Genomic DNA, 14,335 nt, shown 5'->3' with positions numbered 1-14,335 from the left:
ATATTTGAGAGGACAAACCATGTCTGTAATCAAGATGACTGACCTGGACTTAGCAGGTAAACGTGTCTTTATCCGTGCTGATCTAAACGTGCCAGTAAAAGAGGGTAAAGTAACTTCTGATGCTCGTATCCTAGCATCACTACCAACCATCAAACACTGTTTAGCCGCGGGTGCAAAAGTAATGGTGACCTCTCACCTTGGCCGCCCTACAGAAGGTGAATACGCAGAAGAGTTCTCGCTACAACCTGTTGTGAATTACCTAAATGATGCTCTTGATTGCGAAGTCAAATTAGCGAAAGATTACCTTGATGGTATCGAGCTAAATGCTGGCGAATTGGTTGTACTAGAAAACGTTCGCTTCAACAAAGGCGAGAAGAAAAACGAAGAAGAATTATCTAAAAAATACGCTGCATTGTGTGACGTATTTGTCATGGATGCATTTGGTACTGCTCACCGTGCACAAGCTTCAACTCACGGCGTTGGTATGTTTGCTCCAATCGCTTGTGCTGGCCCTCTATTGGCTAACGAACTTGAAGCATTAGGCAAAGCGATGGACAAACCAGCTCGCCCAATGGTTGCTATCGTTGGTGGTTCTAAAGTTTCAACGAAGCTTACCGTGCTTGAATCATTGTCGAAAATTGCTGACCAATTGGTTGTTGGTGGTGGTATCGCCAATACCTTTATTGCCGCTGCAGGCCATAATGTCGGTAAGTCTCTGTACGAAGCTGATCTTGTTGATACAGCGAAGAAACTGATGGAAGAGTGTGCGATTCCTGTCGCTACTGACGTGGCTTGCGCCAAAGCATTTGATGAAAATGCAGAAGCAGAAATTAAACACGTTTCTGAAGTTCAAGACGACGACATGATCTTCGACCTTGGCCCTGAATCAACCGCTGCTCTTGCTGAAATTCTAAAAGGCGCAAAAACCATTTTATGGAATGGCCCTGTTGGGGTATTTGAATTCAAAAACTTCGAAGCTGGTACTCGCGGTATTTCTGAAGCGATTGCAGCTTCTGAAGGCTTCTCGGTTGCAGGTGGTGGTGATACGTTGGCGGCCATCGATAAGTTCGGTATTAAAGCGGATGTATCGTACATCTCGACTGGTGGTGGTGCATTCCTTGAGTTTGTAGAAGGTAAAGTATTACCAGCCGTAGAAATGCTTGAAACACGCGCTAAAGCATAATCATCGAATAATAAGCGGGAGCCATCTCCCGCTTTGTTGTTTGCTGCACTGCCGGTTTTTATCTGTTAGAATACCTCCAGTTGTGAGCAAACGTTTGCAAGAATTTAAACTTACCGTTTTTATTTTTAAAACGACAGAAAATAGGATCAAATCCATGTCTAAGATCTTCGATTTCGTAAAACCTGGTGTAATTTCTGGCGACGACGTTCAGAAAGTATTTGCTGTAGCAAAAGAAAATAATTTTGCTCTTCCAGCAGTTAACGTAGTAAACACTGACTCTATCAACGCGGTTCTTGAAGCGGCAGCGAAAGTAAAATCGCCAGTTGTTGTTCAGTTCTCGAACGGTGGCGCAGCTTTCTTTGCAGGTAAAGGCATTAAACTTGAAGGCCAAGGTGCACAAATTCTTGGTGCGGTTGCCGGTGCAAAATACGTACACGCGGTTGCTGAAACTTACGGCGTGCCAGTTATTCTGCATACTGACCACGCAGCGAAGAAATTACTTCCTTGGATCGATGGATTGCTTGACGCTGGCGAAAAATACTTCGCTGAAACAGGTAAGCCTCTTTTCTCTTCTCATATGATCGACCTTTCTGAAGAGTCACTAGAAGAAAATATCGAAATTTGTGCGAAATACCTAGAACGTATGGCAAAAATGGGTATGACTCTAGAATTTGAACTCGGTTGTACCGGTGGCGAAGAAGATGGTGTTGATAATTCAGATATGGATTCTTCTGAGCTATACACTTCTCCAGAAGACGTTGCTTATGCTTATGAGAAACTTATCTCAATTAGCCATCGTTTCACTATCGCTGCATCGTTCGGTAACGTACACGGTGTTTACCAAGCAGGTAACGTGGTACTAACTCCAACAATTCTACGTGATTCACAAGCGTATGTTTCTGAGAAATTTGGGCTTCCAGCGAATTCTCTAAACTTCGTATTCCACGGTGGTTCAGGTTCTTCTGAAGCAGAAATCAAAGAGTCAATCAGCTACGGTGTTATCAAAATGAACATTGATACTGATACTCAATGGGCAACATGGGATGGCGTTCGTAAATACGAAGCTGAAAATCATGATTATCTACAAGGCCAAATTGGTAACCCAACTGGCGAAGCGGCACCAAACAAAAAATACTATGATCCACGCGTATGGCTACGTGCAGGTCAAGCATCAATGGTGGCACGTTTAGCAAAAGCATTCGCAGATCTTAATGCAATCGACGTATTATAATTAACGTCGTTATTTATTGATTAAGCCCGCTCAGCATTGAGCGGGCTTTTTTTATGAGGGGTGGAGAAAGCATCGCTTTTTGCTTAAAAAATTACGTATTATTTGGTGGATTTATACCCAAACGATGTGATTGGGATGAACGAACGTAGCCAACACTTGCAGCTTCAAGTAGGAAGAGCATATCAATGATTACATACGCTAAGAAGTTGAGCCGTTTTTTCAAAGAATCATTTTGGTAAGATCAGCATGATCGAGGCGAGTATTTAGTTTATTGTATCGTTAACCGTGCTAATGTCTTAATCATATGAATATTTTAATGATGAGAAGGGAAGTTTAATATGGCTAGTGAATCTCTAAGTATAGACGTACCAGTCGTTGAAAGTTTTAATCAGGTGAATACTTGGTTGCAAAGTCATTCTGATCTATTGATTCAGTATGGCGTCAATATCATTTCAGCGATTCTTATTTTATTTATTGGTAATATTGTCGTTAAAATGATTGCCGGAAGTGTTAGTAAGGTACTGAAAAGTAAACAGATGGATAAAGCCGTGGTCGACTTTATTCATGCTTTAGTCCGTTACACCTTATTTATTGTGGTGCTGATCGCCGCACTGGGTCGTCTTGGGGTACAAACAGCTTCTGTGGTTGCGATTATTGGTGCGGCAGGTTTAGCGGTTGGCTTAGCTCTACAAGGATCGTTATCTAATTTTGCCGCTGGTGTTTTAATTGTGGCTTTCCGCCCATTTAAATCGGGTGATTATGTCGAGATGGCGGGAACCGCTGGTTCTGTGGATTCTATCCAGATTTTTCAAACCATCTTAAAAACACCGGATAACAAAATGATCGTCTTGCCGAATTCAGCGGTGATTGGCGGTGCTATTGTAAACTACTCTCGTCATGATACCCGTCGTGTCGATTTACTGATTGGCGTGTCTTATTCATCTGATTTAAATAAAACGAAACAAGTATTGCGTGAAGTCGTTGAGCGAGATCCCCGTGTTTTAAAAGAGCCAAAAGTAACGGTTGAAGTACATCAACTCGCCGACTCTTCAATTAATTTTATTGTTCGTCCCTGGGTAAAAAGTACCGATTATTGGCCAGTTTATTGGGAGCTATTGCATAAAATCAAAGAAGCTTTAGACGAAAATGGTATCGACATTCCATTCCCACAAATGGATGTACATTTAAACAAATTGAACTGATCTTAGTCAGCATGACAGAAAAAATAACGAAGGCTAGCCTTCGTTATTTTTTAGGTTTATATACCCCGCATACATCAATGTCTTGTGTGACGTTGGAGCTAGAACTAGAACTAGAACTAGAACAGGGAGCACTGCTGTTCCAAGAGCAAGGATTAAGCGTCGGGAAAGTGAAAATCGAGTTAGGGCAACTTACCAATAACTCACAGAAAATTCACATCCAGTTCGTTATGATCAGGCAAGATGACACTCTGCCTAGCCAGAGTGACAGAGAGTAAGACTCGGCGAGAAGAACATTATTTATCCAGATAAGGTGAGTTATATGAAATGGTTTCCTCAGTTTGTGATTGCTTTGTGTAGCTTGATTGCTGTAAGTGCTCAGGCTCAACAGTTTAGTTTTCCCCACATTGTAACTACTGGCTATGGGGAGGTGACAGCTGTTCCCGATCGTGCTCAATTCTCCGTCAAAGTCGTTGAAACGAATATGAATGCTGAACAAGCCAAAGTGAGAGTTGATAACGTTGTGGCTGAATTTACTTCACAATTGAAGCAATCAGGAGTTGAGGCCGAAGCTATTTCTAGCTCTAACCTCTATTTAACACCGCAATACCATTACCCTAAATCGGGTCAGCCTGAGCTACTTGGCTACCGCGCTCAACGTAGTATTACGGTAGAAGTGACCAAGGTGAGCCAGCTTAATCAATATTTAGATTTAGCCTTGGCGCAAGGTATTAATCAAATTGATAACGTGCAGTTGAAAGTCAGTGAACAAGAAAAATACCAAGCACAAGCAAGAATGGCCGCCATCACGGACGCAAAAATAAAAGCGCAATCTTTAGCCTCGGGGTTTAACGCTAAGCTTGGTAGTGTATGGCGGATTGAATACCATGCAATCTCGGCACAACCCGTGTTAATGCGTAGCGCAAATATGAGTGAGCAAGCATTAGTGAATGATACGTATCAAGATTCTACGTTGGTAATACGAGATCGAGTGGATGTGATCTATAAATTAATACCGTAACCTTGGTCATTATCTGGTTTTAATCCATTCGGTCTTGGCAGCAATAGCCGTTACCTCCTTCCCATTTGAAATTGCAGTGCTGCTCGTTTTGATGGGGCAGCCTAAGCACAAGGTTTATCCAGCGGTATCGGGTTTATTTACTTGCTGATGACCTGCAATTTCAAGCTGTTTGGGTATTTGTAACTTCATTTCGTCTATTCAGGCTGGTAGTTTTATATTCAATGGTCAATAAATGCTGCTATAATAACCAACTTGATTGAATTCATCATGTTTGAATAGGGTTATGAGACTTTCTAGAATTGTTATTTTTCTTCTCATTACCACGATTCTCATTACCTCTTCTATTATTGCCTACTATTCGCAGCGTTATCAGCTGGTTACCGAAAAAAGCTTGTTGAATACTGCTCAGCAAGCGCTCATTCAGTTAAATTATAATGTACGTGAATATAACAATATTGAAGATCAGCTTTTCTCTGTTATAAATTTATTGAGTCACGGACAAGCAACTCATCACTATGCCCTTTCTGAAAGTAAATTGAATCAGTCGAGTCTGGAAGCCATTTTTATCTCAGTGGCTGAAAACCAAAAATGGTATAACTCGATTTTTTTTCTTAATAACAGTGGGGGCGTGAGTTTAAAAGTCGATTATTCATCGGTGACTCAACGAGCCACGCCAGTAGCTGAACCATTTATTTATCCACAACCGGATCTACTGCTCTACGCAAATCAATTAAGTAAAGAGCAAGTCGGTATTTGGGTAGTCAGTGGCGATAACAGTAATATTCCTTCATTACAACTAATTACACCGATCATTATACAGAACCAGCGTTATGGTTACGTCGTTGTTGATGTTGATCTTTGGCGATTATCTTATCGGCTCAATTATTCACTTGAAGAAGATTTACACCCTCAAATAGTTACCGAGCAAGGGCTCTATCTTACTCAAAAGTTAGCGCATCATAGTTTAATGAAACCGGGCGTTATTTTTGACCAATTGGTCAGTCAGTTTCCTGACACTTGGCACGCTATGCGCACAGAAAACAGCGGTTATCGAGTAGAGAATGGACATCTTATTGTGTTTCATCAAGTTGCTCTTTCAGATCAGCGTAAATTTTATTTAGTGATCGATTTAACGCCCAATCAGCTATCTCAACGCGCTGCCCGCGATTTGAATGATTTAGTTAAAGAAGGCATCTTTGTTTTTTTACTGGTGCTTATCTTTGTTTTACCGACTATTTCGATGTTGTTACATTACCATCGAAGAAATATGGAAAGTAAGTTAGCGAGAGCCGCGCTCAGTGGTACATCTGCGGTGATGATTTCTGATCGATCACATCAAGTTATGGCGGTGAATGATGAATTTGAAAAAATTACAGGTCTATCAAGAAGTTGGGCTTTAGGGCGTAATGCACTTAAGGTTCTTCTGTCTCATCATGGCCTTCAGTTTGTGATGGAAGTGTTGGAGGCGGTTACTAGCGACTATTTATGGGAAGGAGAAGTTGAATTCACGTCTCCCCAAGGGCAGATGTTGACAACGATTATCCGCATTCAGGCCATTTTAGAGGGCGGAAAAGTCAGCTACTACATTACTTCTATTATTGATATCAGTGAGCGAAAAGCTTTAGAGAACAAACTACGGGAACTGAGTGAGAAAGATGGTTTAACGCATATATGGAACCGTCGTAAATTTGAACAAGAGTTACGTATTCAAAGCCAGTTGATTGGACGTGATGATGGACATCATACCTGCTTAGCTCTACTTGATATTGATTTTTTTAAACGCATTAATGACGAGCAAGGTCATGATCAAGGCGATCGAGTAATTAAGGGGATTGCGCATCAAATGCTGATCCAATTAAGAACTAGCGATTTTATTGCTCGAATCGGCGGAGAAGAATTTGCCGTAATCATGCCCCATACTCAGCTCGAAGATGGTTATTTAATCATTGAAGAGTTGAGAAAATCAATCGCATCGCAAGAGAGTCTTTCTGTTTCGATCAGTGCCGGAGTCACTGACTTGAGCAAGGATATTACCCGTTCGTATAAATGTGCTGATATTGCGCTGTATGAAGCAAAAACATCGGGACGTAATCAAGTTGCGATTTGTCGTAGCAACGACGATATTGCTTAGTTTGTATTTTGCTGATTAGGATAAAATGCGGTATTACTGCTGAATAGTTAGTGGCCAACAGCGGGCGAGTGGCCGCTTCGAGTCGCAAGGAAGTTGTATCAAGCGTTTGTTGGCTGGTGATCAAAGTTAAATAATAAAAAAATCGGGGCGTTAGCCCCGATTTGATCACTTTTGACACTCAATAAATTACAAATTACAGCACATGTACCGAAGCGGTATTTGTGGTACCTGAAGCAACCAATGCACCAGAAACCATGACAGCGATGTCACCTTTCTTACCTAAGCCTGATGTTAACGCAATTTCTTTACCTAAGTGGTAGAAATCATCAGTACTTTCAATCGAATCAACTACAACAGGAACGATACCTTTGCTAAGCACGAGCTGAGCAGCCGTTTTTTTGTTGGTTGTTACCGCAATGATGTTTGCCGTTGGGAAGTACTTACGTACTGAACGAGCTGATTTACCCGCTTCTGTTGCAACGACAATTAATGGTGCTGCTAGTTTTTCAGCCGTATCTACCGCGCCTTTACAAACGGCTTCAGTAATACGTAGGCGAGGGCTGTCTAAGCGTGAACCGAGTTCAGCCTTAAGAGCGGCATCGGTACGAGCAGCGATCTGTGCCATAATCGTCACCGCTTCAACGGGGTATTTACCTTTAGCTGTTTCACCCGATAGCATAACAGCATCAGTACCATCCATGATCGCATTCGCAACGTCACCCGCTTCTGCACGAGTTGGACGAGGATTTTTGATCATTGAATCTAGCATTTGAGTGGCTGTAATCACCACTTTACGTGCGCGGTTACATTTTTCGATCATCATTTTCTGAGCAAAAATAACTTCTTCTGCTGGGATCTCAACACCTAGATCACCACGAGCAACCATGATGCCGTCAGACAGCTCAAGAATTTCATCAAAGTTATCGACACCTTCTTGGTTTTCGATTTTAGAGATGATTTGGATGTTTTCGCCACCGTTAGCTGTGAGTACTTCACGGATTTCTTTCACATCAGACGCTTTACGAATGAAAGATGCAGCAACGAAATCAACACCTTGTTCACAACCAAATTTCAGATCATTTTTGTCTTTTTCTGACAGTGCTGGAAGGTTAACGGATACTCCTGGTAGGTTGACACCTTTATTTTCACCTAATGCACCGTTGTTGAGTACTTTACATTTTACTTCAGTTGCGGTGGTTGAGATGACTTCCATTTCAATCAAACCGTCATCCACTAAAATTGTGTTACCGGCTGTCAAGTCTTGAGCAAAGCCTGGATAAGTGACCGCAACAATATCTTTGTTACCCACAACCGATGTGTCGGTTGTAAAAGTGAACTCTTGGCCTGCCACCAGATCAACATCTTCACCATTTTCAAGTTTGATGGTACGGATTTCAGGGCCTTTAGTATCTAACAGAATCGCGAGTTGCTGACCGGTGGCTTCCATGACTTTACGGAAGTTTGCGATACGAGTGCCGTGTTCAACGTAGTCGCCATGAGAGAAGTTTAAACGCATAACGTTCATACCTGCGTTAACCAGTTCAGTTAACTTCTCTACAGATTCAGTTTTAGGGCCAATCGTACAAACGATTTTGGTCTTTTTCATGGAAAGGTATCTCCGGTAAATAAATTAGGATGAATTTAAAGTTTAATTTAGTGTAATGCTGAGCTTTAAAATGATCTCGGAGGGCAAGTTTTTCGTCTCAATTGCCAAGTTTTATTCACGAATATGTCATCTTAAAGCTGAAAGTCTTTCAGCAGATTTAGTCATTTTATGACTATTTGTCTGATGTTAAATTTCAAAAAGTGCCAACTTATCGCCTTAAAGTCGCGATTGTTGACACAATGTTTTACTAATTTCTGTAATTTATTTTCTTTTCGGGTGTGAATTCTATCATCTAATGAAGCGAATATCACGATTTAAGATTTGTCTTAGAACAAGGTTTTAGCGCTAAATATTAATTTTTTAGATCGAAATAAATAGACGTTTATGTTTCGAAGTGATTATAATTGGTTTCGAATCGAAATTTTATTTATCTAAAAACATGTCTAAACGAAATACTCAAGTAAGACGACACGCCATTGCCTGCTTAGTTAGCGAGCAAGGAGAGGTGAGTGTCGAAGCATTGTCTACTCAATTTAAAACATCAGAAGTCACCATTAGAAAGGATCTTGCGTCTTTAGAGATGAATGGTTTACTCCTACGTCGCTATGGTGGTGCTATTGCTCTTCCTAAAGAGGTGATGGCAGATGAACTTAATGAAAAAGTTTCGGTTCGAAAGGTTTCGTTAGCGAAAGCGGCAGCAAAATTAATTAAAGATCATCATCGGATAGTCATTGATAGCGGCAGCACAACGGCGGCGCTTATTCAGCAATTAAATGACAAACGAGGTCTCGTGGTGATGACTAACTCATTGCATGTCGCCAACGCGCTCAACGACTTGGAAAGTGAACCGACGTTACTTATGACCGGTGGAACCTGGGATACCCATTCTGAATCTTTTCAAGGCAAAGTGGCTGAATCTGTCCTGCGCTCTTACGATTTTGATCAACTTTTTATCGGTGCGGATGGTATTGATCTTGAGCGTGGCACCACGACCTTTAATGAATTAACCGGCTTAAGCCAAGTGATGGCGGATGTTTCCCGAGAAGTGATCGTGATGGTTGAGTCCGATAAAGTGGCAAGGAAAATCCCAAATTTGGAACTGGCTTGGCAACGTATTGATGTATTGGTCACTGATCGTGATCTCAGTGATGAATACACCAAAAAGATTGAATCTCATCAAGTTCGAGTGATTCGAGCTTAAATCAAGCCTTATTACCTTGACGTTAGCCTGCTAAATGGCCTTTGCTTGCAGCCTGGGGCTAGCGATCAAAAATTAATAACAATTATGGAGTTTTTATGTGTGGAATTGTGGGTGCGGTAGCGCAGCGAGATGTAGCAGAGATTCTAGTCGAAGGTTTACGTCGGTTGGAGTATCGAGGTTATGACTCAGCAGGAGTCGTTGTAGTTGATGAACACAATCAACTGACTCGAATTCGTCGCCTAGGTAAAGTACAAGAGTTAGCCGATGCTGTAGAAGCGGCGCATGTTTCTGGCGGAACGGGAATCGCCCATACTCGCTGGGCAACCCATGGAGAGCCATCTGAGATTAATGCTCATCCTCACATGTCTGGTGATATTGCGGTCGTTCATAATGGCATTATTGAGAATCACCAAGTGCTACGCGATTGCTTACGTGAGCGAGGATATGTTTTTGAATCACAAACGGATACAGAAGTGATCGCCCATTTAGTTGATTGGGAGCGTCGCACATCAAAGACGTTAATTGAGGCATTACAGAAAGCGGTTAAACAATTAGAAGGCGCTTACGGCACCGTGGTGTTGGATCGTAACGATCCTAGTCGAGTCGCGGTCGCTCGTTCCGGTAGCCCGATTGTGATCGGTTTTGGTGTTGGGGAAAACTTCCTCGCCTCCGATCAATTGGCACTGCTGAGCGTGACTCGTCGTTTTATGTTTCTTGAAGAGGGGGACGTCGCTGAAGTTACCCGCCGAGAAGTGAATGTTTTTGCTGCTAATGGCGAACCCGTGGTACGCGAGATTATTGAATCTAATGCCGAGCACGACGCTGGAGATAAAGGCAAATATCGCCATTTTATGCAGAAAGAGATCTTCGAACAGCCGACCGCTTTACTCAATACAATGGAAGGGCGGATCAGTCACGATACCGTAATCACCGAAAGTATTGGAGTACATGCAGCAGAGATCTTAAGTCAAGTTGAACACGTTCAAATTGTGGCGTGCGGTACCTCTTACAACGCAGGGATGACGGCCCGCTATTGGTTTGAGGCGCTTGCTGGAGTTAGTTGCGATGTTGAGATTGCCTCTGAATTTCGTTACCGCAAATTTGTCACGCGTCCGAAGAGTCTATTGATTACCCTGTCTCAGTCTGGTGAAACGGCAGATACTTTGGCAGCGTTACGTCTCGCCAAAGAAAAAGGTTACATGGCCGCAATGACCATTTGTAATGTTGCAGGCTCTTCACTGGTACGAGAATCTGATTTTGCCTTTATGACTCGGGCGGGCATCGAAATTGGCGTCGCCTCAACCAAAGCTTTTACCACGCAACTGTCTGCTTTACTTATGCTGGTCACGGCACTTGGCAAGCAAAAAAAGGTGATTGATAGCGAACAAGAATCAGAGATTGTGCAGGCTTTACATGCCTTACCAAAACAAATAGAACAAGCGCTTGCCTGCGAAAAACAAATAGAAGCGATTGCAGAAGATTTTGCGGATAAGCACCATACGCTCTTTTTAGGGCGCGGTGAATTTTATCCGATAGCCTTGGAAGCTTCATTGAAGCTCAAAGAAATCTCTTATATTCATGCGGAAGCTTATGCTGCTGGTGAGTTAAAACATGGGCCATTAGCTTTGATAGATGCGGACATGCCCGTTGTGGTGGTCGCGCCCAGCAATGATCTGTTAGAAAAACTGAAGTCTAATATTGAAGAAGTACGAGCGCGTGGTGGGCTGTTATATGTTTTTGCTGATCAAGATGCTGGTTTTGAAGCTGATGAGACAATGAAGATCATTACCATGCCATCGGTCAGCGCAATTACCGCTCCGATCTACTATACCTTACCAATGCAATTACTCTCTTATCATGTTGCGTTGATCAAAGGAACTGACGTTGATCAACCTCGTAATCTAGCCAAAGCGGTTACGGTTGAGTAACCGCTTATATTGATTTCAAAAATGGTGGTAAACCTCAGTGTTCCGCCATTTTTTTACGGCAGTTTTTGACTGTTGCATTCATGTCTCATACCCAGAGTATCCATCCCAATCATTCCCTTAGTCAGTAACCATCTGAATGATGTCTTTAGCCTCCAATTGCTGCTAATAACCTTGTTAATGATATGGTTTATTGATTTTGATTAATTTTTCTTCAATCAAATCACGCTAGTTACCATAACGGGCTTGATTTCCAATATCACTAAAAGTTAATATTAATGATAATAATTATCATAAACTTTGATGTGTGACTGGGGGTACCCCAATTCACTGATCTTTCTATATTTTGAATTAAAGCAGTAGGATTTATGAATGTTTATCATCGGCTATCTCCGATCGGGATGGCTATCTTTGTATCTTTATATGGCAGTTCATTTTCGGCATATGCTGAAGATGAAGCGCCTCCCGCTCAAGAAGTGATGGTTGTAGTGGGTTCAGGGGTAACGTTAGAGCACATTGAGCTTGAGCAATTACCGAAGACAAACCCGACATTGTCAGAATTATTAAAACATCAGCCTCGTATCGGTATTAATGATGCTCAAACGTCGATGCAAGGGGGAACACTAAGGCCGGATGAAATATCCTTATCAGGAGCTAGACCTCACGAGACAAAATATACCATTGGTGGCGTTGGGGTTAATAATATTACGACGTTTGCTAATCAATCGGATCTTCCTACTGAATTATCTTCAGGACACTCGTCAGGTTATTTTGTTGATACCACGTTAATTGACAGTGTTGAAGTTTTTGACCATGACATTAGTGCCGAACATGGTGGATTTACCGGCGGTGTCATTAATGTTGAACTGCGTCAACCAAAAGAGAAATTCACCGTCGATTATAGCTACCGTATGAATGATAGTGCTTGGAATGCAGCACAAAAGGTAGGCAAAAACTTTCAAGATTCGTATGGAACGCCTATTGATGGTTCGGGGAAATACCAGCCTAACTTTCAAAAGCGCATGCATGCATTGCATATGAGTGGTGCGATTAGTGAGACCCAGCAACTCGCGCTTAATATCAGCCGCCAAGAGTCAGATATTCCACTTGCGAATAGTAAAGATGTCGATCAAAGCATGAATAATTTATTCATCACTCATATTTGGCAACGGGCTAATTGGAAAGCAACCACTGATTTTCGTTATGCGTATCATCAAAGTAATCATTTTATAAATGATGCACTAAATGATAAAGCTGCGCAGGAAAATAGTGAATCGACCAATAAGCATCAAGGCATAGGGGGATCGTTTAAGTTAGAGCATGCGTCAGAGTTTGGGGTATGGAAAAACGCATTTGCCTATGATCGATTGGTTGATGAGCGTGCATCTGATGCCAACTACTTTAAATCGGTTTTTAAGCGAGAAAATGGTGAGCTTATTGCTTATAACCAAGGGGGGTATGGTGATCTGACCCAAGAGCAAGACAGCTATCAATTAAAATCGACCTTCTATGCGACGCCTATCTATTTTGGCGAAACAGAACACCTCTTTACATTTGGTGCTGAATTAAACCAGCAAAAAGGTCAAGTCGTACGGCCTAATGAGCATACGGTGTATCAATATCAAGAAATGGTACCTGGTAATCCTAAAATTACCAAACTGACGCGCTACTCTGCGGCTGACTACCATGTTTCGGAAGCACACTACGGCTTATTCGCCGAGAATAATATGCAGTGGCACCGTTGGGGCATGAAGCTTGGCGGACGTGTTGATCGTATTGGTGGTTTTGATCGTACGGTGTTTTCACCACGTATCACAACTCGCTGGGATTTTGATCTTGAACAAACGAACCGGATTACGCTTGGAGCAAATCGTTACTACAGTACTAATCTGCTCGGCTGGGCTTTAAAAGCCGAACAAAATAAATATCAATCGGCTCACAAAAATTGTACGCCACTAGATGGTAACTACAACCATGTTGGGAGTGACAATCTGACTTGTCTTTCTTCCAGCTCTGGGGATGCTTTGTCTCTTCGCCATGCTGATGTGCCTTACGCGGACGAAATAAGTGCCTCTTGGGCGATAGATGTCAGCAACGTTATGATGAAAACTGTTTACGTTTATCGTAAGCAACGAGATGGCATCACCTATTCAAAAAATGCCAATGATGGGATGGCCACGTTACACAATAATCTAAAAAGTGATGATCAAATCATCAGCTTAGAAATCAGTACCATTCGTCCTTATGCCTTTATTGGGGGAGAGTTTAATGCTCATTGGCAGATCGCCCATAATCGAAGAAGAGGTTATGGTGATGTAAAAGTTAATTATGATCAAAGTAATGATTTAGGCGGGGGTTTTCAGGATGAATGGGTACTCTTGGATGGTGAGCTAATTCGTTACAGTACGATGGATGTGAGTGGTTACCAATCACCAATTAAAAGTAGTCTTGATTTAATGATGCATTGGAGAAATTTAGGCGTTGTATGGAATAACCGCATTAACTACCAACAAGGCAAAAAAACAACGGCTCATGAGGGAACGAAAACGGTTGAGATCAACGGTCAATCAGAAACGGTTAACTCGTTAGTTAGCCAATCGCTCGATGACTTAATGACCTGGGATATGTCAGTCAATTGGACACCGACACAGTTAAATAACCATCTTGTGTTGGGATTGAGTGCGACAAACTTACTCAACACACAAAAAGTAATTTCTTCCTCCGGGATACAGCTTGGCAATGTGGTTCCCAACGAATACTACAACCAAGGAAGACAAGTCTGGTTCAATATCAGCTTACGTAATTAGTGCCCCCCTTAGCGATGAACAAGGAATCGGC

10 protein-coding genes are annotated in these 14,335 nt (G+C 42.1%); 9 read left to right on the top strand and 1 reads right to left on the bottom strand.

Features of this window, described 5'->3' with window-relative positions:
- The first annotated feature begins 19 nt into the window (after window positions 1–19).
- The 6 genes from CAG57_RS00885 to CAG57_RS00860 all read left to right on the top strand — a co-directional run bounded on the left by CAG57_RS00885 (window position 20) and on the right by CAG57_RS00860 (window position 6,765).
- The gene (locus CAG57_RS00885; protein WP_161431087.1) at window positions 20–1,183 is read left to right on the top strand and encodes a phosphoglycerate kinase; all 1,164 of its coding nucleotides are present in this window, start codon (window positions 20–22) and stop codon (window positions 1,181–1,183) included.
- 154 nt (window positions 1,184–1,337) lie between these two features.
- Complete coding sequence (gene fbaA / locus CAG57_RS00880; RefSeq protein ID WP_161433845.1) at window positions 1,338–2,414, top strand: class II fructose-bisphosphate aldolase; 1,077 nt, start codon at window positions 1,338–1,340, stop codon at window positions 2,412–2,414.
- Between the two features lie 338 nt (window positions 2,415–2,752).
- Window positions 2,753–3,616, top strand: a complete 864-nt coding sequence (gene mscS / locus CAG57_RS00875; protein WP_161439470.1) for a small-conductance mechanosensitive channel MscS — start codon at window positions 2,753–2,755, stop codon at window positions 3,614–3,616.
- Window positions 3,617–3,627: 11 nt separating this feature from the next.
- Entirely contained in the window at window positions 3,628–3,891 is a 264-nt protein-coding gene (locus CAG57_RS00870; protein ID WP_161427440.1) for a hypothetical protein, read from the top strand.
- A gap of 44 nt (window positions 3,892–3,935) precedes the next feature.
- The gene (locus tag CAG57_RS00865; RefSeq protein ID WP_161427441.1) at window positions 3,936–4,634 is read left to right on the top strand and encodes an oxidative stress defense protein; all 699 of its coding nucleotides are present in this window, start codon (window positions 3,936–3,938) and stop codon (window positions 4,632–4,634) included.
- 283 nt (window positions 4,635–4,917) lie between these two features.
- On the top strand, window positions 4,918–6,765 hold the full coding sequence (locus tag CAG57_RS00860) for a sensor domain-containing diguanylate cyclase (protein WP_202597843.1): 1,848 nt from the start codon (window positions 4,918–4,920) through the stop codon (window positions 6,763–6,765).
- A gap of 193 nt (window positions 6,766–6,958) precedes the next feature.
- Here CAG57_RS00860 and pykF read toward each other — a convergent pair whose 3' ends face one another.
- Complete coding sequence (gene pykF, locus CAG57_RS00855; protein ID WP_099611746.1) at window positions 6,959–8,371, bottom strand: pyruvate kinase PykF; 1,413 nt, start codon at window positions 8,369–8,371, stop codon at window positions 6,959–6,961.
- Between the two features lie 439 nt (window positions 8,372–8,810).
- On the opposite strand from pykF, the gene CAG57_RS00850 reads away from it, so the two are divergent.
- From CAG57_RS00850 to CAG57_RS00840, 3 genes are all read left to right on the top strand, one after another.
- Window positions 8,811–9,572, top strand: coding sequence for a DeoR/GlpR family DNA-binding transcription regulator (locus CAG57_RS00850; protein ID WP_099611747.1), 762 nt, complete (start codon window positions 8,811–8,813; stop codon window positions 9,570–9,572).
- Window positions 9,573–9,667: 95 nt separating this feature from the next.
- Window positions 9,668–11,500: a glutamine--fructose-6-phosphate transaminase (isomerizing) gene (gene glmS / locus CAG57_RS00845; protein ID WP_161426939.1), complete on the top strand. Its 1,833-nt coding sequence runs from the start codon at window positions 9,668–9,670 to the stop codon at window positions 11,498–11,500.
- Between the two features lie 365 nt (window positions 11,501–11,865).
- Complete coding sequence (locus CAG57_RS00840; RefSeq protein WP_161427565.1) at window positions 11,866–14,304, top strand: TonB-dependent receptor; 2,439 nt, start codon at window positions 11,866–11,868, stop codon at window positions 14,302–14,304.
- Window positions 14,305–14,335: the final 31 nt, after the last annotated feature.

The sequence above is a fragment of the Vibrio sp. V30_P3S12P165 genome (assembly GCF_009904905.1).
Taxonomy (GTDB): domain Bacteria; phylum Pseudomonadota; class Gammaproteobacteria; order Enterobacterales; family Vibrionaceae; genus Vibrio; species Vibrio fujianensis.
Note: the sequence above shows the minus strand (reverse complement) of the source record. Positions and strands in the feature narration are given on the sequence as shown.